The 26,152-nt window shown below is 61.5% G+C and carries 24 protein-coding genes and 1 riboswitch; of the genes, 17 read left to right on the forward strand and 7 right to left on the reverse strand.

Going from position 1 to position 26,152, the window contains the following annotated elements:
- Positions 1–177 precede the first annotated feature (177 nt).
- Both CVS30_RS03535 and CVS30_RS03540 read right to left on the reverse strand, forming a co-directional pair.
- Complete coding sequence (locus CVS30_RS03535) at positions 178–1,185, reverse strand: Gfo/Idh/MocA family protein (protein WP_110483925.1); 1,008 nt, start codon at positions 1,183–1,185, stop codon at positions 178–180.
- Between the two features lie 88 nt (positions 1,186–1,273).
- On the reverse strand, positions 1,274–2,122 hold the full coding sequence (locus CVS30_RS03540; protein ID WP_110483926.1) for a sugar phosphate isomerase/epimerase family protein: 849 nt from the start codon (positions 2,120–2,122) through the stop codon (positions 1,274–1,276).
- Positions 2,123–2,374: 252 nt separating this feature from the next.
- On the opposite strand from CVS30_RS03540, the gene CVS30_RS03545 reads away from it, so the two are divergent.
- Complete coding sequence (locus CVS30_RS03545) at positions 2,375–3,421, forward strand: LacI family DNA-binding transcriptional regulator (protein WP_110483927.1); 1,047 nt, start codon at positions 2,375–2,377, stop codon at positions 3,419–3,421.
- A gap of 73 nt (positions 3,422–3,494) precedes the next feature.
- Here CVS30_RS03545 and CVS30_RS03550 read toward each other — a convergent pair whose 3' ends face one another.
- Positions 3,495–4,940, reverse strand: a complete 1,446-nt coding sequence (locus tag CVS30_RS03550) for an MFS transporter (RefSeq protein WP_220033855.1) — start codon at positions 4,938–4,940, stop codon at positions 3,495–3,497.
- A 91-nt stretch (positions 4,941–5,031) separates the two neighbouring features.
- On the opposite strand from CVS30_RS03550, the gene CVS30_RS03555 reads away from it, so the two are divergent.
- A complete protein-coding gene (locus tag CVS30_RS03555) occupies positions 5,032–5,481 on the forward strand; it encodes a MarR family winged helix-turn-helix transcriptional regulator (protein WP_110483928.1) in 450 nt (149 codons plus the stop codon).
- 10 nt (positions 5,482–5,491) lie between these two features.
- On the opposite strand, the gene guaB1 is transcribed toward CVS30_RS03555, so the two are convergent.
- Positions 5,492–6,991, reverse strand: a complete 1,500-nt coding sequence (guaB1, locus tag CVS30_RS03560) for a GMP reductase (RefSeq protein WP_110483929.1) — start codon at positions 6,989–6,991, stop codon at positions 5,492–5,494.
- Between the two features lie 369 nt (positions 6,992–7,360).
- On the opposite strand from guaB1, the gene CVS30_RS03565 reads away from it, so the two are divergent.
- The 7 genes from CVS30_RS03565 to CVS30_RS03590 all read left to right on the forward strand — a co-directional run bounded on the left by CVS30_RS03565 (position 7,361) and on the right by CVS30_RS03590 (position 14,751).
- On the forward strand, positions 7,361–11,149 hold the full coding sequence (locus tag CVS30_RS03565; protein ID WP_110483930.1) for a multifunctional oxoglutarate decarboxylase/oxoglutarate dehydrogenase thiamine pyrophosphate-binding subunit/dihydrolipoyllysine-residue succinyltransferase subunit: 3,789 nt from the start codon (positions 7,361–7,363) through the stop codon (positions 11,147–11,149).
- 81 nt (positions 11,150–11,230) lie between these two features.
- Positions 11,231–11,830: a GDSL-type esterase/lipase family protein gene (locus CVS30_RS03570; RefSeq protein ID WP_110483931.1), complete on the forward strand. Its 600-nt coding sequence runs from the start codon at positions 11,231–11,233 to the stop codon at positions 11,828–11,830.
- Positions 11,831–12,053: 223 nt separating this feature from the next.
- Entirely contained in the window at positions 12,054–12,878 is an 825-nt protein-coding gene (locus CVS30_RS03575) for a DUF4097 family beta strand repeat-containing protein (RefSeq protein WP_110483932.1), read from the forward strand.
- Positions 12,878–13,486, forward strand: a complete 609-nt coding sequence (locus CVS30_RS03580; protein ID WP_110483933.1) for a PadR family transcriptional regulator — start codon at positions 12,878–12,880, stop codon at positions 13,484–13,486. Before CVS30_RS03575 ends, CVS30_RS03580 begins: the two co-directional genes overlap by 1 nt.
- A 93-nt stretch (positions 13,487–13,579) precedes the next feature.
- A complete protein-coding gene (locus tag CVS30_RS18520; protein ID WP_370800376.1) occupies positions 13,580–13,654 on the forward strand; it encodes a 50S ribosomal protein bL37 in 75 nt (24 codons plus the stop codon).
- An 89-nt stretch (positions 13,655–13,743) separates the two neighbouring features.
- The gene (locus CVS30_RS03585; RefSeq protein ID WP_110483934.1) at positions 13,744–14,211 is read left to right on the forward strand and encodes a hypothetical protein; all 468 of its coding nucleotides are present in this window, start codon (positions 13,744–13,746) and stop codon (positions 14,209–14,211) included.
- Between the two features lie 3 nt (positions 14,212–14,214).
- Positions 14,215–14,751: a group III truncated hemoglobin gene (locus CVS30_RS03590; protein WP_220033856.1), complete on the forward strand. Its 537-nt coding sequence runs from the start codon at positions 14,215–14,217 to the stop codon at positions 14,749–14,751.
- Here CVS30_RS03590 and rsrA read toward each other — a convergent pair.
- A complete protein-coding gene (gene rsrA / locus CVS30_RS03595) occupies positions 14,748–15,008 on the reverse strand; it encodes a mycothiol system anti-sigma-R factor (protein WP_110484121.1) in 261 nt (86 codons plus the stop codon). The genes CVS30_RS03590 and rsrA overlap by 4 nt on opposite strands.
- A 2-nt stretch (positions 15,009–15,010) precedes the next feature.
- Positions 15,011–15,784 carry a sigma-70 family RNA polymerase sigma factor gene (locus CVS30_RS03600; RefSeq protein ID WP_370800336.1) on the reverse strand — a complete coding sequence of 258 codons (774 nt, stop codon included), beginning with the start codon at positions 15,782–15,784 and terminating at the stop codon, positions 15,011–15,013.
- 194 nt (positions 15,785–15,978) lie between these two features.
- Here CVS30_RS03600 and CVS30_RS03605 point away from each other — a divergent pair, with 194 nt between their 5' ends.
- From CVS30_RS03605 to CVS30_RS03625, 5 genes are all read left to right on the forward strand, one after another.
- On the forward strand, positions 15,979–16,494 hold the full coding sequence (locus CVS30_RS03605; protein WP_110484122.1) for a DoxX family protein: 516 nt from the start codon (positions 15,979–15,981) through the stop codon (positions 16,492–16,494).
- 6 nt (positions 16,495–16,500) lie between these two features.
- A complete protein-coding gene (gene aroA / locus CVS30_RS03610; RefSeq protein ID WP_110483935.1) occupies positions 16,501–17,808 on the forward strand; it encodes a 3-phosphoshikimate 1-carboxyvinyltransferase in 1,308 nt (435 codons plus the stop codon).
- 4 nt (positions 17,809–17,812) lie between these two features.
- Positions 17,813–18,931, forward strand: coding sequence for a ribosome small subunit-dependent GTPase A (gene rsgA / locus CVS30_RS03615; RefSeq protein ID WP_110483936.1), 1,119 nt, complete (start codon positions 17,813–17,815; stop codon positions 18,929–18,931).
- Between the two features lie 198 nt (positions 18,932–19,129).
- Positions 19,130–19,945, forward strand: a complete 816-nt coding sequence (gene hisN, locus CVS30_RS03620; protein WP_110484123.1) for a histidinol-phosphatase — start codon at positions 19,130–19,132, stop codon at positions 19,943–19,945.
- A gap of 147 nt (positions 19,946–20,092) precedes the next feature.
- Positions 20,093–20,206, forward strand: a riboswitch (SAM riboswitch).
- A 42-nt stretch (positions 20,207–20,248) separates the two neighbouring features.
- Entirely contained in the window at positions 20,249–21,661 is a 1,413-nt protein-coding gene (locus CVS30_RS03625) for an aminotransferase class V-fold PLP-dependent enzyme (RefSeq protein WP_110483937.1), read from the forward strand.
- A 70-nt stretch (positions 21,662–21,731) separates the two neighbouring features.
- On the opposite strand, the gene CVS30_RS03630 is transcribed toward CVS30_RS03625, so the two are convergent.
- Positions 21,732–23,036 carry a BNR-4 repeat-containing protein gene (locus tag CVS30_RS03630; protein WP_110483938.1) on the reverse strand — a complete coding sequence of 435 codons (1,305 nt, stop codon included), beginning with the start codon at positions 23,034–23,036 and terminating at the stop codon, positions 21,732–21,734.
- Between the two features lie 205 nt (positions 23,037–23,241).
- On the opposite strand from CVS30_RS03630, the gene CVS30_RS03635 reads away from it, so the two are divergent.
- The 3 genes from CVS30_RS03635 to CVS30_RS03645 all read left to right on the forward strand — a co-directional run bounded on the left by CVS30_RS03635 (position 23,242) and on the right by CVS30_RS03645 (position 26,133).
- Positions 23,242–24,012, forward strand: a complete 771-nt coding sequence (locus CVS30_RS03635) for a class I SAM-dependent methyltransferase (protein ID WP_110483939.1) — start codon at positions 23,242–23,244, stop codon at positions 24,010–24,012.
- Positions 24,013–24,112: 100 nt separating this feature from the next.
- Entirely contained in the window at positions 24,113–25,360 is a 1,248-nt protein-coding gene (locus tag CVS30_RS03640) for an Nramp family divalent metal transporter (protein WP_110483940.1), read from the forward strand.
- Between the two features lie 17 nt (positions 25,361–25,377).
- Positions 25,378–26,133: a metal-dependent transcriptional regulator gene (locus CVS30_RS03645; protein WP_110483941.1), complete on the forward strand. Its 756-nt coding sequence runs from the start codon at positions 25,378–25,380 to the stop codon at positions 26,131–26,133.
- The last annotated feature ends 19 nt before the right edge of the window (positions 26,134–26,152 follow it).

Here is a 26,152-nt window from a genome sequence, read left to right on the forward strand (position 1 = left end):
GGAACACGCTACTGCCCTTGCAATCATTTGGCAACCGATTGTCATGAAATGCCGTAATTTGTTACCTACGCGAGATAGACGCTTGCAATCTAGGGGATTTTTAATGCCCTAGAGATGGCAATTGATTGTTGTGAAAGATAACAATCAATTGCCATCGACCCTCAGTGGAACAGGAGCTCAGGCGACGTGGACAAGACGCTCCGGGTAGCTTTGGGCATAAACGTCCTTGATGATGCGCAGCGTCTTGAGTGCCTCGGCAGGGTCAATCCAGAACGGACCCTCCTGGTCAAGCTGGGCATAGAAGTCGGCAATGTACAGCTGGTGCGAAACACCCCAGTAGTCGCGCCCGCCCGACGCGGCACGACGTTCCTCGATAACTTCCACCCGACCGTCGTCGTGCGTAATGAGTAGGTCACCACGCAGCTGCAAGGTGGCCTTCTCGGCAACGATGTCCACCGTGATCGGTGCGTTGACGGAGTTCGCCAGGGTGGCATAGAAAACGCTGCGCACCCCGTTGTCATGCGTCAGCACGATCTCGGCAGTGTCCTCCACCTCAATCGTCTCGCCCAACGCATGGGTGGCGGCATGCCCGGCGACCGAGCGCACCTCCCCCATCATCCACTGCAGCAGATCGAGGGTGTGGATGGCTTGATTCATCAGCAAGCCACCACCGCCGCCAACCCAGCTCCCCCGCCACGGACGATTCTCATAGTACGAGGCGTCCCGGTGCCACATGACAGTTCCGGAGCCGCCCAAGATGGCGCCAAATTCGCCGTCCTTGAGTCGCTGAGCCATGGCCTGTACCGCCTGGTTGTAGCGGTTTTGGAAGCAAATCCCGATCCGGGCGGTGCTGGCCGCCGCGGCGGCAGCCAGCCGTTCGCCGTCGGCCAAGGTACTCGCCAGAGGCTTTTCGCTGATGACATTCACGCCACGTTCCAGCGCTGCGATGGCCGGATCTGCGTGCTGATGGTGCGGCGTGCAAATATGTACGACGTCGAGGCTCACCTCATCCAGCAGCGTCGCTACATCCGCGTACCCCGGAACATTGTGCGCCGCCACGGCGGCTGCCAAGCGTTCCGGATCGGTGTCGCAGACGGCCACCAGCTCTGCGCCAGCAATGGCGGCAAGTGCTTCGAAATGGACGGTGGCTACGTCTCCGCAACCAATAATGGCAACTCTGGGCATGATGACTCCTTTGTCGGGGAAGAACATTAAAGGACCTTAACGAGCTCTGGTTCGCGCGCATCGCTGCGCGCGAACCAGAGCGGACAACTTAGGCCAGCGTGATGCCGATGGCGTCGGTTGCCGAGCGGAAGGCGCGGGCGGCCTCACCGAAGGCAGCCGGGCCGGAGAATCCACCCAGTTCATGCTGCGCGGCCAGGTGCGGTTCCAAGGAGGCAAAGCCCGTGTAGCCATCCTCGCTCAGGGCCGTGAGGGTTTCCACGAGCTGACCGTCGCCCTGACCCGTGGGGACTACTTCACCACTGCCGGCAATGGCGTCCTTGACCTGAAGGTAGTCCAGGTAGGGGCGCAGCATGGCGTAAGCATCGGTGAAGGGCTTGACGCCGACCTGCACAAAGTTGGCGTTGTCCCAGGCTGCCCGCAGGGCCGGCGAGTTGACGGTTTCCAGAAGGTCCAGGACACGCTCGGGGGTATCGCCGTAGATGTCTTTTTCGTTTTCGTGGATCAAGATGACGCCTGCTTTTTCAGCTTCTGCGGCGAGCAGTGTCATGCGCTCCATGACGGCGTCGCGAATATCCTCGGGGCTCTGGTCGGCTGCCCGGAAGTAGGAGAACATGCGAATGTAGCGAGCGTCGAGTGCCTTGGTGACCTCGATGATGCGGCGCAGGCGGCCTACCTCGTGAGCGGCGGGCAGGCTGATGTCTACCTTGCCGATAGGACTGGCGACGGCAGAGACCTTTAGGCCTGACGCGTCGAGGACGCTCTTCAGCTCGGCAACCTGAGCGTCATCGAGTTCCACTACATTGACGCCCCAAGCGCTGCGCACCTCAATGTGCGAGGCACCCAAGGACAGCATGACGGCCGCCTGAATTTTCGGATCCGGATCAATTTCATCGCCAAATCCAGAAAGGATCCAGGTGGGTTTTTGTGCGCTGCTCATGGGAATTCCTCCAAGTGGTTTGTCGTTGCGCGATGCTTTCGGACCAGCGGGACCCATGAGGGACGCCGCGTACCGTGACTCACTTCACACAATGGCTATTGTGAAAAGTTTAGTCCCGAAACAACTTTTTGACAACCGATTGCCATTTCTAGCCAAAAACCGTATTCTTGCGGCTAAGGACAGTGCTGTCCATCACATTTTTAGCGTTGGTGCCGAACGGCGCCCACTCGCCTCATCACAAGGACGTGCCTCATGAGTGCTCCCCCCAGCACCTCCAGCAGCGGTTTTAACGCTGCCGCCGGGAAGCCTGCCACTATTCACGACGTCGCCGCGCTTTCCGGCGTCGCCGCCTCAACGGTGTCACGCGCCCTTTCCACGCCAGGCCGCGTCAATTTCCGCACGCGAGCACGCATCGAGGCCGCCGCAGCTGAACTCAAGTACATTCCCAACGCCCAGGCCAAGGCGCTTAGTTCGGGCCGTACGAAGGCTGTCGCGGTGCTCGTTGCCGATATTACAAACCCGTTTTATTTCGACATCATCCGGGGCACACAGTTGCAACTCAAGGCTGCCGGTTACACCCAGCTCCTCGTGGACACGGAAGAGTCCGAGGAGGTGGAAGCCAATAGCATCGAGCAAATGTTGCAGACGGCCGACGGCGTGATTCTGACGGCCTCGCGCCTCAGCGAAGAGGCGCTGACGCTGTCCGCAACCAAGATGCCTTTGGTGACGATCAACCGCCAGGTCACAGGCATCCCTTCAGTCATTCTGGACACCCCCACCGCCACAAATCAGGCTCTTGACCACCTCATTTCCCTAGGCCATTCGCAGATTGCCTACCTGGGCGGGCCAGCGTCGTCGAACTCCAATATCCGCCGTTGGGAGGCCTTGAATGCTGCGGCCAAGGAACGTGGCGTGGAGGTCTTGAAGCTGGGGCCTTTTGCTCCTCGGACGTACGCCGGAGCTGCCGCTGCGGATGCCCTCGTGCACTCTGGGGCAACCGCTGGAATCGTCTTCAATGACCTCATTGCTATTGGCATGCTCCAGCGTCTGCAAGCCCGCGGCGTCCGTGTTCCGCAAGATATCAGCATCGTAGGATGTGACGATATTTTTGGGGCCGACTTCTGCAGCCCGCCGCTGACGACCGTGACGGCCCCCGTTGAACAGGCAGGGCGTGTGGCCGTCACGATGTTGTTGAGCCAGATCAATCCCACGCTCGGCACACTCCCCCGGCAGCAGTCTGTGCTGCCAACTCACCTCACGATCCGAGGATCCACCGGCCCTGCCGCTGTCCCCAGCTGATGAGTAACAAAAAGGCCCCCGTGCCAGCAGCCAACTGCCGGCACGAGAGCCTAGAGGTACAACGGATCTTGCCTTAGCTTGCCGAGACCTTTTCTTGGTCCAGAACTACCGCTGTTGTCGCCTGGTTCTTGGCGACGGCCGGGATGAACGCGGCCAGGATAGCGGCGAGCACCGAGATGCCTCCACCGAGGATCAGGGCCATGCGGAATCCGGTTTCGGAAGGTATAACGACTCCATGGAAGTCGATGGTCATCTGAGCCAGGACCAGACCGATCACGGCGGCGCCGATGGTCGTTCCAAGTGAACGCATCAAGGCGTTGAAGCCGTTGGCGGCAGCCGTTTCGCTCATGGGAACGGAGCCCATGATGAGCGCCGGCATGGCGCCGTAGGCAAAGGCCAGCCCGCTGTTGATGACAAGACCGGTGACCAGCAGGCCCCAGGTGCTTCCCATGCCGAGCAGGCCAACGACGTAGCCCGCGGCGATGATGCAGACACCCAGAACCAGCGTGAACTTTGGCCCCTTGGCATCGGTCAGGCGTCCACCCATGGGTGATAGGAACATCATCATCAAACCGGCCGGAGCCATCCACATGCCAGCGGCAAGGATCGACTGACCCAATCCATAACCGGTGGACGTGGGCATCTGCAGAATCTGCGGCATGACCAACATGGACGCGTACATGCCGAAGCCAACAAAGATCGAGGCGATGTTCGTCAGGAGAACGCGCGGGATGACGGCGGTGCGCAGATCAACCAGCGGATCCTTGGTGCGTGATTCCCATAGGCCCCACAGCACGAGAGAAACGGCGGCCAGGGCAAACAGGCCCAGCGTCAGGGCCGAGGACCAGCCCCAGTTGGCGCCCTGAGAGACGGCAAGGATCAAGGAGACCAAACCGATCGTCAGGCCGACGGCACCGAGGCCATCGAAACGCTGACCGGCGGCTCCGGCAGCCATGGCCGGAATGAACTTCCAGATGGCCAAGGCCACGAGGAGGGTGATAACAGCACTTCCCAGGAACAAGACCCGCCAGTTCGAGAACTCCACGACACCGGCGGCGATCGGCATACCGATGGCGCCACCGACACCCAGCGTCGCACTGACCGTGGCAATGGCCGCGGCAAGACGTTCCCTGGGAACCAGGTCTCGCAACATGGCAATACCCAAGGGCACCATGCCCGAACCCAGACCCTGCAGGGCACGACCCACGATCATGAGCTGCACCGATGGCGCAAAGGCGCAGATGATAGCGCCCAGGATCAGGGGAATGGCCAGAATGAGAATCATGCGGCGCTTACCAAACAAGTCACCCAAGCGGCCGGAGATCGGCACGGCCACGGCTCCTGCAAGAAGTGTTGCCGTGATGATCCATGCGGTATTGGATGCCGAGGTCTCGAAGATGCCCGGGAACAGCGGGATCAACGGTGTGACCATGGTCTGTGTAATAGAAGCGGTGATGCCAGCGGATGCGAGCACTCCTACCGCTAATCGGGGGTTGACAGCCTTAGTTACTTTGGCCACTGGGTCCTTTCAAGAATGAATGTGTAGAGTACACAGAATATTCATTGTACATTCCAAAGGCGGGCCGAAAGTAGCTGATAGGGTCGTTGAAATGACGAAACGCCGCATCGCGAAGATTGAAGAGATTGAGCATCAGCAGATGCTACTGGGCCGTTATACGGTGGCTCAGTTTAAGAATGGAGACAAGCTCGATCGCAGCGTGTATCTGCTCTTAAGTCGGATCCATGCACAGGGTCCCATGTCGATCGCCGAGCTCAGTCAAGCGTTCCACAGGGATGTTTCTACCCTGCAGCGACAGACCACGGTGGCTATCCACGACGGTTTGCTGGAGCGCACGATCGACCCCACGGGCAGCATCGCACGTAAGTTCATACTGACCCCTCTCGGGGAAGCCCGACTCAAGGACGTACGTGATCACGCCGTCAAGTCCCTTGAAAACGTCATGGAGGAATGGTCGGATGAAGATGTGACGACGTTCGCGGAACTACTGCACCGTTTTAACGCCTCCATCCAGGATTACCGAGAGACTAAGGCTAACTAGCCTTCCCCGCTCACCAGCTTTGGGGCAGTGGCCGGCCTTCCTCGTATCCGGCCGCGGACTGTACGCCCACGATGGACCGCTCGCGGAATTCCGCCAACGACGCCGCACCGGCGTAGGTGAAGGAACTGCGCAGCCCGGCGGTAATCATGTCCAAGAGATCCTCGACTCCCGGACGTGCCGGGTCGAGGTACATCTTGGAGGTGGAGATGCCTTCCTCAAACAAGCCCTTGCGGGCACGCTCGAAGGCACCCTCCGAGGAGGTCCGGTTCTGCACGGCGCGGGCCGAAGCCATGCCGAAGCTTTCCTTGTACAGCCGTCCGCCCGCATCGGAGAGCAGATCTCCAGGGCTTTCATAAGTTCCGGCGAACCACGAGCCGATCATGACCTGACTGGCGCCGGCCGCCAGTGCTAGGGCCACATCGCGCGGGTATCGGACACCACCGTCGGCCCACACATGGGCACCCAACTCGGCGGCCGCCGTCGAACATTCCAACACAGCAGAGAACTGTGGCCGACCCACAGCCGTCATCATGCGCGTGGTGCACATGGCGCCCGGACCAACACCCACCTTGATGATATCGGCGCCGGCAGCCACGAGGTCGCGCACTCCGGCAGCGCTGACCACATTGCCGGCCGCCACGGGGACGGAGGGCGAGAGGGAGCGGACTGCCTTGAGTGCCTCCAACATTTTTTGCTGATGCCCGTGGGCGGTATCCACCACGAGGGCGTCCACGCCAAACTCGAGCAAGGCGGCGGTCTTTGCTGCCACGTCACCGTTGATGCCAACAGCGACGCCGAGGCGCAGGCGTCCGGCAGCGTCCAAGGCTGGCTGATAAATCGTGGAACGCAATGCACCGGTCCGGGTCAGAACACCTGCCACCTCACCGTCGCGCAGGACGGGGGCATAGTCGGTCCCCGCGACATCTAGCGCGGCAAACGCGGCCCGCAACGCCTCATCCGTTTGCCGTTTCGCTGCAGCAAAGTCGAGGGCACCGGAATCGGCCTGCACCCGGATCAGGTCAAAGGGAGCAGCATCTAAGCTGACGACATTGGAGCGCATGACGGAGGCCAAGGATGAGAAACGGTCCACCCCTTCGCAGTCAGAGCCGCGCACTAGGCCCAAAAATTTCTTGCCCTCCACCACGACGACGGCGTTATGGGGGCGCTTGCTCATGAGGTGCACAGCATCGATGACGGTGTCCGACGCCCCAAGGAAGAGCGGAGTCTCGTAGAGGGCGTCCCGCTGTTTGACCCATTCACTGACGGAGCGCAGCACCTCGAGGGGAATATCTTGGGGCAAAATGGCCATGCCGCCGCGTCGGGCCACCGTCTCGGCCATCCGTTTTCCGGACACCGCCGTCATATTCGCGACAACCAAAGGAATGGTGGTGCCTGTTGCATCGCCGCTGGAGAGGTCGACATCTAGGCGCGAGGTCACGGTGGAATGCGAGGGCACCAGAAACACATCCGAGTACGTCAGGTCTGTGGCTGGCTGGTTGAGAAAACGCATGGCACTCCCTTAGATAGCGTGGACTTGGTCGCCCTCGTGAAGATTCCGGCGGGAAAACATCGAGGCTGTGGTCCGGCAGTAGCAAACCCCAGTGGGCCCGTACGCGAATGAGTCTAACCACGTAGCCCTGTCATTCACCGCAAAAATCAGTCTTTTTCTCCATAACATGGGGCGCGCCGGGACTTAGATTGGCTTAGAGGCCAACTTGCTTACTAGACTTGACACGGAAGGGGTTTCTTGGACCCCCATCATCCTTCGAAAAGGCTACGCAAGTTGCGCCGTCAGCATCCGCGAAATAGTTTCGGTGCTGCCGACAATGTCAACTGGGCTTAGTAGGCAACAAGAACTCATGGAAGAGGCGTAACACACGTGCCAGAGCAATCCATCCACCGTCTACCAGAAGAATTTGGCGGCAACGAGTGGCTCGTCGATGAACTGTACGAGCGCTACCAGAGCGATAAGAATGCGGTAGATGCAAAATGGTGGCCACTCTTTGAAGGTTTCGCTGCAGAGGATGCAGCAGGAAACGGTCGCCATACCGCAAATAATTCAGCTCCGGTCACCGCCCAGATCCCGGTTGTGGCCACTCCGACCCCGGCCGTAGCTGCCCCCAGCACGACGGCGGCCCCCGCTGCCGCTGTTCCGGCGGCTCCCACCGCGGCACCTAAGGCACCGGCAGCCCCCCGCCCGCCGGCACCGGCAAAGGATGCGGCTCGCACCGGCGCGACGCCCATCCCGGCGCAGTTGCCTAAAACCGCTAAGGACAAGTCAGTCCCGGAAGAGTCAGTGAAGACTGTTCTGCGTGGACCGGCCAAGGCCATCGCGGCCAACATGGTCTCGAGCCTTGAAGTTCCTACCGCAACGAGCGTTCGTGCCATCCCGGCCAAGCTGCTCATCGACAACCGTGTTGTCATCAACTCTAATCTGGCCCGCGCTCGTGGCGGCAAGGTTTCTTTCACGCACCTGATCGGTTACGCCGTCATCAGGGCCCTGGCCGCCTTCCCGTCCATGAACGTCTACTACGACGAGATCGACGGCAAGCCTGTCGCCGTGCAGCCGCCGCATGTGAACTTTGGCATTGCCATTGACATGCCCAAGCCTGATGGCACGCGTCTGCTCATGGTGCCGAACATCAAGCGCGCCGAGACCATGAACTTCGCCGAGTTCTGGCACACCTACGAGGACCTTATCAAGCGCGCCCGCGCTGGTAAGCTCACCGCCGATGACCACTCCGGCACCACGGTTTCCCTGACCAACCCCGGTGGCATCGGCACCGTGCACTCCGTTCCGCGTCTCTCCAAGGGCCAGGCAGCCATCATCGGCGTCGGCTCGCTGGACTACCCGGCCGAGTACCAGGGTGCCAGCGCCAAGATCATCGCCCAGAACGCCATCTCCAAGATTCTGACGCTGACCTCCACCTATGACCACCGCGTCATCCAGGGTGCCGGTTCCGGTGAATTTCTGAAGAAGGTCCACCAGCTGTTGCTCGGTGCTGAGAACTTCTACGATGAGATCTTTGAATCTCTGCGCATCCCCTACGAGCCCGTTCGCTGGAGCTTGGATCTCCAGGTTGACCCGGCTGACGAGATCAACAAGGTTGCTCGCATTCAGCAGCTCATCCACTCCTACCGGGTTCGTGGCCACCTCATGGCCGACACCGACCCGTTGGAATTCGTGCAGCGCAAGCACCCCGACCTGGACGTGCTCACCTACGGCCTGACGCTGTGGGATCTGGACCGCGAATGGCCCACCGGCGGCTTCGGCGGCAAGTCCAAGCTTCTCCTGCGCGACATCCTTGGCGTACTGCGTGATGCCTACTGCCGCACCACGGGTGTGGAATACATGCACATTCAGGAACCGGAACAGCGTGAGTGGTTCCAGAACGAACTGGAGCACCCGTACTCCAAGCCGAGCCGCGAAGAGCAGCTGCGCATCGTCTCCAAGCTGAACTCGGCAGAAGCGTTCGAAACGTTCCTGCAGACCAAGTTTGTGGGCCAGAAGCGCTTCTCCCTCGAAGGTGGCGAATCCTTGATTCCGCTGCTTGACTCCATCATCTCCGATGCAGCCGACGACGGACTCGACGAGGTCGCTATCGGCATGGCCCACCGTGGTCGCCTCAACGTCCTGACCAACATCGCCGGCAAGACCTACGCTCAGGTCTTCCGCGAATTTGAAGGTACCCAGGACACCCGCAGCGTCCAGGGCTCCGGTGACGTGAAGTACCACCTCGGCACCGAAGGCACCTTCACATCTGACGCCGGCAACGAAACCAAGGTTTACCTGGCCGCTAACCCCTCACATCTGGAAGCCGTCGACGGCGTCCTCGAGGGCATCGTGCGCGCCAAGCAGGATCGTCTGGACCAGGGCGAGAACTTCCCCGTTCTGCCCGTCATGGTGCACGGTGACGCCGCCTTCGCCGGTCAGGGTGTTGTCGCTGAGACCTTGAACCTGTCCCAGCTGCGCGGTTACCGCACGGGTGGAACCATTCACATCGTGGTCAACAACCAGGTTGGCTTCACGACGGCTCCTTCCTCATCCCGCTCCTCGGTGTACTCCACCGACGTGGCCAAGATGATTCAGGCCCCCGTCTTCCACGTGAACGGTGACGACCCCGAGGCTGTAGTCCGCACGGCTCAGTTGGCATACCAGTTCCAGCAGCGCTTCCGCAAGGACGTTGTCATCGACATGGTGTGCTACCGCCGTCGTGGCCACAACGAGGGTGACGATCCCTCGATGACCCAGCCGCTGATGTACAACCTCATCGAGGCCAAGCGCTCCGTGCGTCGCCTCTACACCGAGGCTCTCATCGGCCGTGGCGACATCACCGAAGAGGAAGCCACGCAGCTGCTGCGCGACTACCAGGAACGCCTGGAACGCGTCTTTGCGGAAACGCATGCAGCTCAGACCTCACCCATCCCGGTCATCACGAAGGATGCCCAGGCTGTGTCCGGCTTGGAGCGCCCCATCGCGCAGCAGGCCGACTCGGGCGTCAACGATCCCCGAGTCACCGCCATCAGCGCGGCAACTCTGGCCCACATTGGTGCTGCCCACCTGGCCGTTCCCGAAGGATTCACGGTTCACCACAAGCTCCAGCCGCTGCTGGAAAAGCGTGAGGCCATGTCTCGCGAGGGTGGTATCGACTGGGGCTTCGGCGAGCTCAGCGCCTTTGGTTCGCTCTTGATGGAAGGCGTCCCCGTCCGTATGGCCGGTCAGGACTCCCGCCGCGGCACCTTTGTGCAGCGTCACGCGGTCTTCCACGACCGCACCAACGGTGACGTCTGGTGCCCGCTGACGGAACTCAGCGACAGCCAGGCCAAGCTGTGGATCTACGATTCCCTGCTCAGCGAATACGCTGCCATGGCGTTCGAATACGGTTACTCCGTTGAGCGCCCGGACGCCTTGGTTGTGTGGGAAGCTCAGTTCGGTGACTTCGTCAACGGCGCGCAGACCGTCATCGACGAATTCGTCTCCTCCGCTGAGCAGAAGTGGGGCCAGCACTCTTCGCTGGTACTCATGTTGCCGCACGGCTACGAAGGCCAGGGCCCGGACCACTCTTCGGCTCGCATCGAACGCTTCATGCAGATGTGTGCCGAAGAAAACATGATTGTCGCTAACCCGACAACTCCGGCCTCGCACTTCCACCTCTTGCGTCGTCAGGCTTACAGCCGTCCGCGCAAGCCGTTGATCATCTTCACCCCGAAGCAGCTGTTGCGCCTGAAGGCCGCAGCTTCCTCGGTGGAGGACTTCACCTCAGGTGGATTCCGCCCGGTCATCGCCGAGCATGCAGCCCTGGACAACAACGCCGTCGATCGCGTCTTGTTGGTTTCCGGCCGCCTGTACTACGACCTCCTCGCAGCTCGCGACAAGGCCGGGGACACCAAGGTAGCCATCATCCGCGTCGAGCAGCTGTACCCGCTCCCGCTCGATGAGATCAAGGCCGAGCTGGCCAAGTACCCGAACGCGGAGATCGTGTGGGCACAGGACGAACCCGCTAACCAGGGTCCGTGGCCGTTCATGGGTCTGAACCTAGCCCCCGAGCTGGACAAGAAGCTGGGCCGTATTTCACGCCCCGCCTCTGCTGCCACGGCAACGGGATCGGCAAAGAACCACGCAGTCGAGCTGACTTTGCTGGTCAAGCAGGCTTTCGAACGTAACTAATGCACCACTGATGCCCGGTCTGCACTATCAGGCCGGGCATCTTTTATTTGACTTCCACCGTGATCAAAGAAGAGGGGTTCCGTGGAGAAGCGGGAACTGCGAATAGTATCTGTCGGCGATGAATTGGTAGCCGGCGCGGGCGATCCTCGCGCGCTCGGCTGGCTGGGCCGTGTACTAGCGCGTACCCCTGCAGAGCACGTGAGCGTCGAATCCTTTGTGCTCGCCGCTCCGAAAGAAGGCACTGAGGCCTTGGCCGGGCGCTGGTTGCACGAGGCCGGACGGCGTTTTGATGACTTCCATGAGAATCGGCTCGTCATCGGCCTGTCGGGGCGCGACATTGAATATGGTCTCTCGACGGCACGCAGCCGCCTGAATCTGGCCAACATTCTCGACGGGGCCACGCAGCTGAACATTCCGGTTTTCGTGGTGGGCCCTCCCCCGTCGTTGGATCCGGCGCTGAATCGCAAGCTGGCCGAGCTCAACACCGCCTTTGCCGACGTGACCACGCGCCGCAAGCACCACTATGTGGATACCTTCACACCTTTACAGAACCATGAGCAGTGGCGCAATGATCTGGCGGTCAATGCTGGCCATCCCGGTCAGGCCGGGTACGGGCTCATGGCCTGGCTCGTGCTGCACCGTGGCTGGTACCAGTGGCTCGAGATTCCCGAAGCCTCCTGATCCTCACCCGCGACGCCCCCAACCAGCGGTTTGGGGGCGTCGCGGCTTTTAAAGGCGGACGACGGCGGCACTTGTGTCAGGACTACCACCTCCGTCAGCTGCTCGAGGGAATGGCCTGAGCCTCTTTTCCCAAGAAAACTCGCGATATATCTTGTTTCTCGGTGAATCGCGTTATATCGTGTTCTTCATAGACACGATATAACGCGATTGAGAAGGAGTAATTATGAGCCAGGAACAGTGGTCCATCAATGAACCACAAACGCTTGAACTAAGTCATATCACCGAGGTCAAGGTGGCCCTCGTCAAGGGCCGTTTCGACATCGTCGTAACGGAAGGAACCACCACAACACTGGAGGTCTCGGAGGTAGACGGGCAGCCGCTGGAAGTGAGCTTCAGCAATGGCACCTTGAAGGTGGAACACTTTAACGCCTCCAATTGGCTCCAGCGCCTCATCAACTTCCAGCAAGCCGCCACGGCCGTCATCAGCATTGCCGTTCCGGCAGGTGCCCTCGTCACGGCGAGCACCGTCAATGCCGATGGCATGGTCAGCGGAAGTGCTCGGACCACGCTGCGCACCGTGACCGGAGCCCTTCTGGCCGATGCCACGGAGGGGCTGCTGACGGTGGACACGGTCAGCGGCGAGATCATCGCCCGCGACCATCGCGGCACCCTCGTCACCAAGAGCGTCTCCGGCGATGTCATGGCCTCGGGCGAACTTAGCGACGTCCGCTCCAGCACCGTCTCGGGCAACATCAGCCTGGACCTGCACGGCGGCCCCACGACGCTCAATGCCAAGTCCGTCTCGGGAGACATCATGGTGCGTCTACCCCGCACCATGGGCGTTCGGGCCAACGCCACAAGTGCCTCCGGGACACTTTTGTTAGATCAGGATCGCTTCAGCAATCTCGGCCAGAACACGGCGGCCTCGATCGGGCCCGACACACTGCGCTTGGATGCTAACACCACCACCGTCTCCGGTGGCGTCACGATTGTCTATGGCCCCACCGAGCAGCCCACCAAGCCCTCACTGATCAAGGAGGGGTTCTAATGCCTCCCGTCTTTGCCCACGGCGCCCTTCGGCTGTACCTACTCGCAGTGCTCGAGGAAGGCCCCCGACACGGCTACGAGATCATCCGGGCCCTCAGTGACCGTTTTGGTGGCACCTACTCCCCCAGTGCCGGCACCGTGTATCCGCGGCTGTCGAAGCTACAGGAGGAGGGCCTCTTGGAGACCATCCTCGATGGGCGCCGCACGGTGTACAGCCTCACGGTCGCCGGGCGCGAGGAACTGGATCGCAGGCGTCATGAGCTGACCGAGGTGCAAGAAAACATCACGGCCTCGGTGCGTCGTTTGGCCGACGACATTCGCCTCGAGGTCAAGGAAAACATGCGGGGGCTGCGCGCCGAGTTGGCGGCCAGCGCCGAATCGGCACGTGCCCAGGCGCGGACCAGCCACAAGGAACCCAGCCATGAAGCCGCGGGAAACGCCGCTTTACTCAAGGAGGCCGAGTTCGCCCTGCAGCGCTTCCGTGATGATCTCCGGGTGGAACTGCGCCTCAACGCGGCCCGTACGGGGTTCGACGACGTGTCGCTGGCCACGCTGCGCACGGTATTGGATCAGGCAGCCACCGCAATTAGGCAAACTTTAAGGCAATAATTGCCCCCTCTCAGTTAGGTGCGCATGTGCCACCTATGCGAAACTAGATGAGGATCGTTTTTGGAGATCTTTTTTTGATGATTGGAGGCAGCTATGTCGAAGCGTTCACGCAAGCGTCGGGATCGTAAGAAGGGCGGCGCTAACCACGGTAAGCGTCCCAACTCTTAATTCTTGTCGCACTAAGCATCAGCCCGTTTCGCCACCTGGCGGGGCGGGCTTTTGTGTACTCAAGACCACCTTCACCATGAAAGCCGAACATGCTAGCCCTCGTAGTACTCACCATGGTGCCGTTGATGTGGTGCGGCATGATTGTCGCCATTTCCTTCATCGAGACTCCCCTGAAATTCCGGGCTCCCGGCATGACCCATGCCTTGGGCGTAGGTATTGGCCGACTCGTCTTTAAAGCCTTGAACTATGTTGAAGCCGCCCTGGCGGTGGTGTTTGTCGGCAGCTGGACCCAGCGCCATGATCTTGTGGGCGTCACCGCCGCCGTCCTGATGGTCCTGTGCACCGCCGCCCTGACGCTGCAGATGACGGTCCTTCGTCCGGCCATGGCCAAGCGCACCAAGGCGCTTGCCGCCACAGCCCTGAACCAGCCCGGAACGGCTCCCGTCAAGGGCAAGACCGGAACACTGACGCATCTGGCCTACATCGGCTCGGAAGCCTTCAAGGTTGTAGCGCTGCCGATTATTGGCATCCACATTATCCTCGCCGTGGCGGCCTAAGCCATGCCCGGTCAGGAGCGGCCCGAGGCGGCCCAACAGCGCAAGTCCGGAAGAACGACGTCGGACATTGACAGCTACCAGCCGGGCCCACCAAGGCAGGAGCAGGACCACCGCCGCGATCTCCAGGACCGGGACGATGTGCTGCTGCTGGTGGAGACGTTTTACACCAAGGCATTTAGCGATCCCGTGATCGGGCGCATCTTTACCGAGGTGGTGGACATGGATTTAGCGGCGCACATGCCCATCATGGCCGATTTTTGGCAAACGGTGCTGTTCAAGGCCGGGCTCTACAAGCGCAATGCCCTGGCCGTCCACTTCGATATTCACGCCAAGGAACCGCTGACGCTGGAGCATTTCAACCGGTGGTTACAGCTCTGGACCTTGACGGTCGACGGCCTCTTCCGTGGGGAAAAGGCGGAGCTCGCCAAGGTCCAGGCGCATCAGATCGGCGGCTCGATGCTGCGCCGCGTCACAGGCAAATCAGCGAGTGCGTACGAGCGCATCTCGCTGCGCCCGGGGGCACGCGCCGAGGAGCGCTAGACCGCGGCCGAGCGACCCTCGTGGAGACGGGAGAGAATGGCGGCCTTGAGCGTATCAGGGGCCGCTTCCTTGCAGGAACGCTTCACGACGGAGCGGATGACGCATTCGAGGTCGTACTCGCTGGCGCAATCTGTGCAGCCGTCAAGGTGCGCCTTGATCTCGCCTAAGTCCTCGCGGGACAGGGCACCATCCAGGTATTCGTAAATTCGCCCGATGCGTTGATCATCGCAATCGCCTAGGCTCTGGCAGTCGCCCATGGTCATTTCTCCGTTTCAGTCATGTGGTCGGCTTCTTTGATATATCCGCGATCCACGGCGTAGTCAGCCAACATGTCACGCAATAGTTTTCGGCCCCGGTGCAACCGTGACATTACGGTTCCGATGGGGGTGTTCATAATTTCTGAGATTTCTTTGTAGGCAAAACCCTCGACGTCGGCAAAATACACGGCGAGCCGGAATTCCTCCGGGATGGCTTGCAAGGCACTTTTCACATCAGAGTCGGGCAGGTGGTCCAAGGCATCCGCCTCGGCCGAACGCAAGCCGCTCGAGGTGTGCGATTCAGCCCTCGCCAACTGCCAATCCTCCACCGAATCGGCGTTGGACTGCAGGGGCTCACGCTGCCGCTTGCGGTACAGATTGATGTACGTGTTCGTCAGGATCCGGTACAGCCACGCCTTGAGGTTAGTCCCCGGCTTGTACTGATGGAAGGCGGAAAAGGCCTTGGTATAGGCCTCCTGAACCAGATCTTCGGCATCACTGGGATTGCGGGCCATACGCATGGCCGCCGAATACAACTGGTCTACGTACACCATGGCGTCGCGTTCAAAACGGACGCGTCGCTCCTCGGCGGACTCGTTGGCAACATCAACATCTGCCACGTCGGTGACAGTTGTAACGTCAGGCTCGGTGTCTGCTGAGGTGGCAGTTTGCTCAGGCTCGGAAATGTTCATCACAGTCGAGTCTATGCTCAGACTCAGCTTCAGGGGTGCTGTTGGGCTTAGTGTCTGCATTGCCGCCTTTCCAAGAGTGATCATGATCCGGGTACCGCCGTTACGTGGCCCCGATGAAAGGTGCCGCTACCTCTTTTTCAACTCCGAAGTGCCCGAGGATATTCCGCGGACTCCTCGTGTGTGCCGCGAACGTGGGAGACTTATACACAGCATGAGCCTCCCGTGAGGCGGCCCCGGCCGTGTTCTGGGAGGCCGACCGCACCACTAAGGAGGCTTCCTTGTCCATTGTTCGCGTACTCGCCCGCCCCATGTTGGCGTCCTCGTTCATCCTCGCCGGCCTTGACCGCCTGCGCCACGCCGATGCCACCGTTGCGCAATTGTCGCCGGTTTTGCGTCCACTCAGCGCCGCCCTGCCGGTCAATGCCAGCGAAAAAACCCTGGCCCGCGTCATCGCCGGCACCCAGGTAGGAGCAGGCGTCTTACTGGCAGCCGGAAAATTTGCCCGGCCCGCCGCCGTCGTCCTCGCCATCACGGCGGGACTGTCCACCGTGGTGGAATATCGCAGCGCCGACACCACGACGAAGGAACATCGTGCCCAGCGCCGCACGCAATTGACCAAGAACATCGGCCTCATTGGTGGTGCGCTGCTGGCCAGCGTTGACACCGCCGGACGCCCGGGCCTGGCCTGGCGCACCGAAAAGCTCATCGAGAGCGGCAAGAAGACCGCCTCCGCCCAGCTAAAGAATGCGGACAAGTCGGTCCGCGCCCTTGCCCACGACGTGACAGGACACTAATCACCCATGACCACCGCCCTTTGGCCCGCACCTTTCTTGGCAACACCCCTGGATGCCACCGTCACCATTCCGGCCTCCAAATCGCTGACCAACAGGTATCTGGTACTCGCGGCGATTGCCGACGGCGAATCTCGCCTGCGTGCGCCGTTGCAGTCCCGCGACTCTGATCTCATGATTGGCGCGTTGCGGGTCATGGGTGCGTCCATCACCGAGGTTCCCGGCAGCGGAGAAGTTCCGGACCTGGTGGTCACCCCCATCCCGGCCGGTTTCACCGCCCCCGAGGGTGGTCTTGCGGTGGATTGTGGCCTGGCCGGGACGGTCATGCGTTTTGTCCCCCCGCTGGCGTCCCTGGTCAACGGGTCTGTGACGTTCGACGGCGACCCCGGGGCTTTGGTGCGCCCCATGGCTCCCATTGTGGCTGGCTTGCAGGGCCTCGGCGTCCCGGTTGTAGGCGGCGAGAATGGTTTCCTGCCGTTCACGGTTCAGGGCAGCGGCCAGGTGGCCGGTGGCCATGTCAAGATCGATGCCGGAAGCTCCTCGCAGTTCATCTCGGCGCTCTTGCTCGTCGCGGCACGCTTCAGTGATGGCCTGCATCTGGAGCACACGGGTGATTCTGTGCCCAGCCTTGACCACATCTCCATGACGGTGGAAATCCTGCGCTCCGTGGGCGTGGTGGTGGATGACTCCACACCCAAGCACTGGATCGTTGCACCTGGCACCGTGGCCGCCTTTGACGTGGTGCTCGAGCAAGATCTCTCCAATGCCGGCCCCTTCCTAGCTGCCGCCTTGGCCACGCGAGGCACGGTGCGCATCCCCAATTGGCCCACCAACACCACTCAGGTGGGCGATAAGTGGCGCGAGATCCTGCCCCAGTTCGGCGCGAGTGTCTCCTTGGAAGCTGGCACCCTGATAGTGACAGGTGGCGAGGAGATTCGCGGCGTTGACTTAGCCGATACCTCGGAGCTGGCCCCCTCGGTGGCCGCGCTGTGTGCCTTGGCGTCGACGCCGTCGCGCTTGAGCGGCATCGCGCACCTGCGCGGGCATGAAACCGACCGACTGGCCGCCCTCGTGGCCGAGATCAACGCTTTGGGCGGTGACGCAGAGGAAACCGAGGACGGCCTGATCATTAACCCCGCTCCCCTGCACGCCGGAGTCTTCCACAGCTACCACGATCACCGCATGGCAACGGCGGGCGCCATCATCGGACTGGCCGTGTCCGGCGTCGAGGTTGAAAATATCGCCACGACCTCCAAAACCATGCCAAACTTCCCAGCCATGTGGGCGACCATGGTGTCCCAGACGGCAGGGGCCTAGTTCTATGGCACGGGATTACAGCAACTGGGACGAATCCGATGTTCGCGTCAGGGCCAATAAGAAGGGCAGCCGGCCGCGCACCAAGGACCGGCCCGCCTACGAGGAGGCCGTCATCGGCCGCATCATCACGGTGGACCGTGGCCGGTACACGGCCATCGTGGATGAGGATCTCGCCACCGAACGCACCGTGATTGCCGCACGGGCCAGGGAGTTACGACGCAACCCCGTGGTGGCTGGCGACTTCGTAGCTCTGGTTGGCGATGTTACGGGCAAGCCGGACACGCTCGCCCGGCTGGTCCGCATCGAGGAGCGCCGCACCCTGCTGCGCCGCAGTGCCGATGACACGGATCCGGTCGAACGCGCCGTCGTGGCCAACGCCGATCAGCTTGTCATCGTGGTCGCCGCGGCTAATCCCGAACCGCGCACCGGCTTCATCGACCGCGCGCTGGTGGCGGCCTACGATTCCGGCATCGCTCCCCTGCTGCTGATTACCAAGACCGATATCAAGGATCCCGCCGAGCTGCTGGCCAACTACGAGCACCTCGACATGACGGTCATCATCAGCCGCACGGCCGCCGACGGCGCCTCGGGAATTGATGCCCGCAGCGACGACGGCGACTCCGCACTGTTGGCCGGAGGCGCTGTTGAGCAGCTCCACGGCTACCTTGACGGCAAGGTCAGCGTCCTCGTGGGCCACTCCGGCGTGGGCAAGTCCACCATGGTCAATGCCTTGACCGGTTCGCAGCGAGCCACCGGCGGCGTCAACGCCGTCACGGGCCGCGGCCGCCACACCTCCTCCTCGGCGCTGGCCCTGCGCCTGCAGGATGCCGCTCCCGGTTCCTGGATCATCGATACGCCGGGCATCCGCTCCTTCGGCTTGGCTCACGTGAATCCCGACCGGATCTTGCAGGCCTTCCCCGATCTGCAGCCCGGCACCGACGATTGCGAACGCGGCTGCAAGCATGACACCGCCGCAGTTAACTGCGGTCTGGACCCCTATGTGGCCGATGGTCACGCAGGTCCATCGGGGCCGGCCCGCCTCGCATCGCTGCGCCGTCTCTTTGGCACCAGTGACCGGACCGAAGGCCGTGCGGCGGAGAAGGAACTGGGCATCATCGACTAGTTTCGGCCGTACTCCGGGCAGCTCCGGGCGCGAATGTTTCGTTCTGCGCAAAGTTCGGCGTGAACTTGCCGCAGAACAGTGTTGTGCGGCAAGTTCGAGCCGAACTTTGCGCAGAACAGAACAAACGCAGGCGAGAAGTCGTCGCCGCGGCTGGCGTCGTGCCCGAAGTCCTCGCAAAATCACGATAACGTGATGTATATGACGACCGAACCCCAGACGTACAACGATGATCTCCGCCTGGCCCACGTGCTGGCCGACAGCGTCGATGCCCTCACCATGTCACGCTTCAAGGCCCTGGATCTGAGCATTGAGACCAAGCCTGACCTGACACCCGTGACGGATGCAGACAAGGCCGCCGAGGAGTCCATCCGCAGCCAGCTGGCCCGGGTGCGTCCCCGCGATGCCGTCCTGGGCGAGGAGTTCGGCAGCAGTGGTCATGGTTCGCGTCGGTGGATTATTGACCCGATCGATGGCACCAAGAATTTTGTGCGCGGGGTTCCGGTCTGGGCCACCTTGATCGCACTCGTTGACGATGGCGTTCCCGTCGTTGGCCTGGTCAGCGCCCCCGCTTTGGGTAAGCGTTGGTGGGCGGCGCAGGGCACGGGCGCCTACATGGGCAAGTCGTTGGCCGCCGCGAGCCGCATTCGCGTTTCCAACGTCACCGAGCTCAAGGACGCCTCGATGTCCTACTCCTCCCTGACCGGCTGGAAGGAGCGTGGCAATCGTGACGAGTTCATCTCCCTCACCGACGAGGTGTGGCGTACCCGTGCCTATGGCGATTTCTGGTCCTACTGTATGGTCGCCGAGGGTGCCGTGGACATCGCCTGCGAGCCCGAACTGAACCTGTACGACATGGCGGCCCTGGTCCCCATCGTGACCGAGGCCGGTGGCCGCTTCACCTCTCTTGAGGGCGCCGACGGCCCCTTCGGCGGCAACGCCCTGGCCACCAATTCCATCCTGCACAACGAGGTTTTGCGGCGCCTGAACCCGAATTGGGACGACCTTTTGGGCTAGTCCATTTTTGTAACACAAGCGAGTTAAGAACGACGGCGGCCTCCCGCCGTCGTTCTTTTTCTCACCTTCGGCCGGACTCACCCGGGCACGACCTACATGACGTAACAAATGCGGGCGCGGATTTCTTGGGCTAATCTTTTGGGCATAGGTCACGAGTGCCAGCGCTAAACCCCGGTTTGCTGGCCGGCAACCCTCCTTTCGCGGCGGGGTGCCCCGGGTGACGACCTGGCCAGGCCGGAGCGGTCATGGCAAGCGCGGACTTCTTGGCACCTTCCAAAAGTCCTTGTGTCAAAGGATTTACTCATGAGCCATGCCCTCTTGGAAAAGACCTCCCTCGCCGATTCACCCCTGTTGCCGGTCGTTGGCCAGGACCTTGCCGCACCCTTGATCCAGGGCGGCCACGTGCGGTACGCAAATCTTGATTACGCGGCGTCCGCCCCTGCCGTGGAGGACGTCGCCGCACACCTGAACGAGGTGTTGCCGTTCTACGCCAGCGTGCACCGCGGGGCTGGTTTTGCCTCGCAGGTCAGCACCTCGGTGTATGAAAATGCCCGCACGATCGTGGCCGATTTTGTTGGCGCCCGCCCGGATGACACCGTCATCTTCACGCGCAACACCACCGATTCCTTGAACCTTCTGGCCGGCTGCGTCGAGAGCATCTTGCAGGCCCGCGGGTACGCCGAGGGCCGTTCCAATGTCCACGGCGAGCTGCTGTATTTGGACATCGAGCACCACGCAAATCTCTTGCCGTGGCAGAAGTTGCCGCACCGTTCCGTGGTGGCCGCATCATCCATCGAGTCCACGCTGGCTCGCGTTGAGACTCAGCTGCGCGCCGGCAACGTCCTGCTCTTGGCCGTCACGGGAGCCTCCAATGTCACGGGCGAGGTGCTGCCCATCGCCCAGCTGGCCGCCCTGGCTCATCAGTACGGCGCCCGAATTGTGGTCGATGCTGCCCAGTTGGCCCCGCACCGACGCATTGACCTTGCGGCGTCGGGCATTGACTATGTGGCCTTCTCGGGTCACAAGTTGTACGCGCCCTTTGGTGCCGGTGTTTTGGTGGGCCGGTCGGACTGGCTCGACGCCGGAGCACCTCACCTGGCCGGCGGCGGCGCCGTGAAGGAGGTCCGCCTCGAATCGACCCGCTGGACGGATGGTCCGGCACGCCATGAGGGTGGCTCCCCCAACGTCTTGGGTGCGGCAACTCTGGCCAAGGCCGCCACGATTCTGGCCGAACTGGACGCCTCGGACTGGCACAGCCACGAGCAACAGCTCCGGGAGCACCTGGTGGCCGGTTTCCAAAATCTCGACGGCGTCACCGTGCACTCCTTGTTCAGTGACTCGGCCAGCTATGCGGAGTGCGGCAGCATCGGCGTGGTGAACTTTTCCGTCACAGGATACGACGCCGGACTCGTCGCCGCGTATCTTTCGGCCGAGCACGGAGTGGGTGTGCGCGATGGAAAATTCTGCGCCCACCCCCTGCTCAATCGCCTCGGTCTGCCGGCTGGTTCGCTGCGAGCCAGCTTCGGCGTGGGCTCGCGTCGTGAGGATGCACAGCGCCTCATCGACGGCGTTGCCGCGTTGCTGCGTGATGGGCTCGGCTGGGATTACGTGGTGGACTCAGGGCGCTGGGTGCCGGCGAATGATCAGCGCAGTTACCCCGAATGGGCACCCAACACACCGGGGACGGCCGGCGCTGCTCCCTGCTTTACCGACTAAATACCTCTAGCGACGTTCTGGCCTTGCCCTGTGATGAATCAAATTATCTCCGGGGCAAGGCGAGAACGGTTCAGCTATATGGCTGGATCATAGCCACCATCTCGGTCGTATAGTCCTGAGAAGAGGACATCTGACCACGGAACCAGCAGACAATGTGACGGAGTGGATCCCCTGCCACCACCATGGGACGAAGGTTATCTACCTCCGAATCTGAGGTGATGGCTTCCCATGTCCAGCTTTGCCCGTCGTCGTGAGTCGTCCCTGAGTAAATCTCATAGTGCTCGGTGGCGAGTCCGCTCGCAGGATCGATGGGCGTAGAAACATAAACACGATTGAGGTCATAGGGGTCGATGGCACCCAAGCCGGTGTAGTCCTGCTCATGAGGCAAAAGCGCCGCGCCGGCCTTGGCCAGCGGATGCAGCTCCCATGAGGTTCCGTCAAATTTTGCATATAGCAGGCGATGGTCATCATGATCTAGCCGCTGCTCTTGATACAAGACACCGTTGACGTCATTGGCCCGGCAGGAAATGACGGCCGCAATCTGCTCTCCTTGACGCTTCACATCCGAGGTCCAGCCATGGGTTAGCTCGTCTCCGTCGTGGACAAGGTTGGCCGAAAAGATGACGCTCAGCTGATCTTGATTGACGCCTTTTGAGCCAAGAATCGCGCCGTTGACAATAGTTCCGTCCGAGGCATGCAGCGCGTTGCCTTGAAGGTAGCCGTGGTAGATATTGTTGTTGAAGTCACGCGGGTGGTGATCTGTTGTAATCAAGTCAATGCGGTCTTGACCGTCGCTGTAGTAACGGGTGTAGCCGTTGACATAGCCAATTTTGGGTCGCGTGAAGAGTTTTCCGCCGTAGGCCCATGAGGAACCATCGTCGGTGGAGAGCATGATGGATTGATCGTCATTGACGGCTCGGACAAAGTTGTAGCTGCGCCCTTCACCCGACAAGCGATAGACATTGGAGTAGGTGGCCCCGCGACCGTCGGCAAGCTCTGTCCAGTCAAAGACTTCTTCGGCTTGCCATGCGGAGGCGTCATGAGGGCGGACGCTGATCCGAAAGCGTGAATAGTTATCGGTTTTGTGCTTTGCATACATGGCCAGGTATCGACCATCCGGGCGGATCAGCAGTGCAGGTGCGTTGTGGTCATCAGATTCTAGGTTTTCGTGGAGCACATGAGTCGCCTTCTCGCCCGTGACCAGGTTGTAGGTGGCCACTTCAATATTGCCGCCACGGTGATCACCGCCCGGCCCCTGAGGAGAAGCTACCGATCCCACGAGAAGTACCTGGGCCACGGGATCGACCAGGGCACGATCGTCTTGAAACCAGCACCAGGCTCCATTGTCATTAATTACCAGCGGGGTCTCAGACATAAACTAGTCCTTCAGCGTTGAGGGTGGTTTGATCGAGGCTCAGATCATGCGTAACAAGCCCGGGAAAGCGTATTCCTCCATCCTTGTCACCGCGGCAGCACTAAGTCAACACATCGCAACATTCGTTCGCATGCCAGGTCCGTGGCACTGGAGGGCCGGGGTAAAGTTGAACGGCACAAACCGCACAACTTTTTCAGGAGCGCACATGGCAGGCATCGGCGGACCGGTCTTTGACGCGGAACGGCGCAAGCACATGGCGGCAGCCTTCCTCGAGGGCGGCGATCACTACCATAAGGTCCGACCCAGCTACCCGGAAGAGTCCCTCGCATGGCTCGTGGACTCCTCGGCATTAAGCATCCATGACGCCCTCGACGTCGGCGCCGGAACGGGTAAATACACCCAACTCCTGGCCCAGCACGACTGGACCATCACGGCCGTGGACCCTTCGGCCGATATGCTCACCCAACTCTCCACCGATCTCCCGGCGGTGAGCACCGTAGTAGGCTCCGCCGAACAGCTAGAACTCGCCGATGTCAGCATGGATCTGGCGGTGGTGGCCCAGGCGTGGCACTGGTGCGATCCACTGGCGGCCAGCACCGAGATCGCCCGCGTGCTGCGCCCCGGAGGAACCTTGGGGCTGATCTGGAACCAGCTCGACGTCAGCATCCCTTGGGTTCATCGCCTGGCTCGCATCATGCATGCTGGCGATGTTCACAAACCCGATTTCCGTCCGGCGATCGGCCCGGAGTTTGCCTTGGTCGAGCCGCTCGACACCGTGTGGAGCCAAGCTATGACTCCCGCCGAGATCATGGAGCTGGCAAAGTCTCGCAGCTACTACCTCAAAGCCTCCGACAACGTTCGTGAAAAGGTCATGGGGAATCTGAACTGGTACCTCTTGGAGCATTTGGGTTATGCGGTTGGACAAGAAGTGCAGCTCCCCTACCTGACTCAGACCTGGCTCGCCACCAAACGCTAGAGCCACAAACTTTCCGTCATCTCTCGACATTCCGGCACCGCTGAGTCTATTATTTCGGTGTACCTAAACTTTGAATTTAGGTTTATCGAAGGTTGGAACTGTGCTCGAGACTGTCAAGGCTAAGACCCCACGCCGAGGTGGCGGGCTGATCCTGCTCCTAGGCCCTGCCTTCGTGGCGGCGATCGCCTATGTGGATCCCGGAAACGTCGCCGCCAATCTGACCTCCGGTGCCAGCTACGGCTACCTGTTGGTCTGGGTTTTGGTCGCGGCTAATTTCATGGCGATGCTGGTGCAGTACCAATCAGCCAAGCTTGGCGTGGTGACGGGGCTGTCGCTGCCCGAACATCTGGGCCGCCGCTTCAAGACCGGCCCGCGCAGGCTGTACTGGCTCCAGGCCGAGCTCGTCGCCATGGCCACGGACCTCGCCGAGGTTGTGGGCGGCGCCATCGCCCTGAATCTCTTGTTCCAGGTGCCGCTTCCCATTGGCGGGCTCATCGTGGGTCTGTGCTCCATGGCCCTCTTGACGGTCCAGAATCGTCACGGCCAGCGACGCTTCGAATCGGCCATCATCTTCTTGCTGATTATCATCACGATCGGATTCCTCGCCGGGCTCGTCCTCAGCCCGCCAGATCCGGCCGGCATCGCCAACGGCCTCATCCCCCGCTTCCAAGGCGCGGAAAGCATCATGCTGGCGGCCGGAATGCTCGGGGCCACCGTCATGCCGCACGCCATCTACCTCCACTCGCAACTCGCGAAGGATCGGCATCCGAACGCTCGTAAATCTCCGGCGGGCCTGCTGAGAGTCATCAAGGCGACCCGGGCCGACGTCGTCCTAGCCCTACTGCTGGCCGGTGCCGTCAATATCGGGATGCTTCTGCTAGCCGCCTCCACCTTGCGTGGCATCGCCGGCACCGACTCCATCGAGGGTGCGCACGCCGCCATCGTCAATAGCCTGGGCCCTGTCATCGGCGTCGTGTTTGCCGTCGGCTTGCTGGCATCGGGGCTCGCCTCCACCTCGGTGGGCGCGTACGCGGGCGCCACTATTATGCACGGGCTACTGAAGATCCGGATCCCACTCCAGTTGCGGCGTCTGGTCAGCCTGATGCCGGCCATCATCTTACTCTCGGTCGGCGTTGACCCCACATGGGCCTTGATCGTGAGCCAGATCGTGCTGAGCTTCGGTATCCCCTTTGCCTTGATTCCGCTGCTGCGCCTGACGGCCAACAAGGAGATCATGGGCGAACATCGCGACGGCTGGCCCCTACGTCTGGCAGCCCTCGTGAGCGTGGTGCTCATCGTAGCCCTGAACGCGCTCCTGTTGTGGCTAACCTTCAGAGGGCAGGGCTAACGGGTAGGCTTGAGGGCGTGAAACATTCTCCCAACTCCTCCAGCATCGAAGACTACGTCAAGGTCATTTATGCCTACACGGAGTGGCAGGACAAGCCCATCACCTCCAGCGCGCTGGCTACTCGTCTGGGCGTCGCCAACTCGTCCGTCTCCGAGATGGTCCGCAAGCTCAAGGACCAGGGCCTCGTGGACCACGAACCCTATAGCCCCATTCACCTGACCGCGGAGGGGCTCACGCTCGCCCTGGCCATGGTGCGTCGGCATCGACTCTTGGAAACGTATCTGGTGCGCGAGCTGGGCTACAGCTGGGATGAGGTGCACGATGAGGCGGAGCAACTAGAGCACGCCGTCTCGGATCATTTCATCGAGCGCATGAGCGCCAAGCTCGGCCACCCCTCCCGCGACCCCCACGGCGACCCCATCCCCGACGCCCAGGGGCGCATCACCATGGTGCCCTCGCACCGCCTCGATGAGCTCGACCCAGGGCACACCGGTCGCATCAGCCGCATCAGCGATCACGACCCCGCCCTCCTGCGCCATCTCGAGGCCATCGGCATCGGCGTCGACACGCGCCTGACGGTCTTGGGTCAGCCGCGTTTCGGCGCGGGCCTGCAGATCGCCTTCCCTGACGCCACGAACGACGTCGGACCCTTGACGTTAAGCGATGAGGTGGCGGCCTCGCTGTGGTTGGCTTCCGAGGGTGCGCACCCGGATTGCTCCGTGCAAGAGCTGACGGGCGGCTCCCTCATGACCCCGTATAGCGACGCTCAGTAGCACACCCCTCGCTGCGGTG

The organism is Arthrobacter psychrolactophilus (assembly GCF_003219795.1).
Lineage (GTDB): Bacteria > Actinomycetota > Actinomycetes > Actinomycetales > Micrococcaceae > Specibacter > Specibacter psychrolactophilus.

Bases quoted from the DNA above. Each gene is read 5' to 3' on its own strand.
- CVS30_RS03535 (WP_110483925.1), bottom strand. From the start codon at position 1,185: ATGCCCAGAGTTGCCATTATTGGTTGCGGAGACGTAGCCACCGTCCAT.
- CVS30_RS03540 (WP_110483926.1), bottom strand. From the start codon at position 2,122: ATGAGCAGCGCACAAAAACCCACCTGGATCCTTTCTGGATTTGGCGAT.
- CVS30_RS03545 (WP_110483927.1), top strand. From the start codon at position 2,375: ATGAGTGCTCCCCCCAGCACCTCCAGCAGCGGTTTTAACGCTGCCGCC.
- CVS30_RS03555 (WP_110483928.1), top strand. From the start codon at position 5,032: ATGACGAAACGCCGCATCGCGAAGATTGAAGAGATTGAGCATCAGCAG.
- guaB1 (WP_110483929.1), bottom strand. From the start codon at position 6,991: ATGCGTTTTCTCAACCAGCCAGCCACAGACCTGACGTACTCGGATGTG.
- CVS30_RS03575 (WP_110483932.1), top strand. From the start codon at position 12,054: ATGAGCCAGGAACAGTGGTCCATCAATGAACCACAAACGCTTGAACTA.
- CVS30_RS03580 (WP_110483933.1), top strand. From the start codon at position 12,878: ATGCCTCCCGTCTTTGCCCACGGCGCCCTTCGGCTGTACCTACTCGCA.
- CVS30_RS03585 (WP_110483934.1), top strand. From the start codon at position 13,744: ATGCTAGCCCTCGTAGTACTCACCATGGTGCCGTTGATGTGGTGCGGC.
- CVS30_RS03590 (WP_220033856.1), top strand. From the start codon at position 14,215: ATGCCCGGTCAGGAGCGGCCCGAGGCGGCCCAACAGCGCAAGTCCGGA.
- rsrA (WP_110484121.1), bottom strand. From the start codon at position 15,008: ATGGGCGACTGCCAGAGCCTAGGCGATTGCGATGATCAACGCATCGGG.
- CVS30_RS03600 (WP_370800336.1), bottom strand. From the start codon at position 15,784: ATGATCACTCTTGGAAAGGCGGCAATGCAGACACTAAGCCCAACAGCA.
- aroA (WP_110483935.1), top strand. From the start codon at position 16,501: ATGACCACCGCCCTTTGGCCCGCACCTTTCTTGGCAACACCCCTGGAT.
- rsgA (WP_110483936.1), top strand. From the start codon at position 17,813: ATGGCACGGGATTACAGCAACTGGGACGAATCCGATGTTCGCGTCAGG.
- hisN (WP_110484123.1), top strand. From the start codon at position 19,130: ATGACGACCGAACCCCAGACGTACAACGATGATCTCCGCCTGGCCCAC.
- CVS30_RS03625 (WP_110483937.1), top strand. From the start codon at position 20,249: ATGAGCCATGCCCTCTTGGAAAAGACCTCCCTCGCCGATTCACCCCTG.
- CVS30_RS03630 (WP_110483938.1), bottom strand. From the start codon at position 23,036: ATGTCTGAGACCCCGCTGGTAATTAATGACAATGGAGCCTGGTGCTGG.
- CVS30_RS03635 (WP_110483939.1), top strand. From the start codon at position 23,242: ATGGCAGGCATCGGCGGACCGGTCTTTGACGCGGAACGGCGCAAGCAC.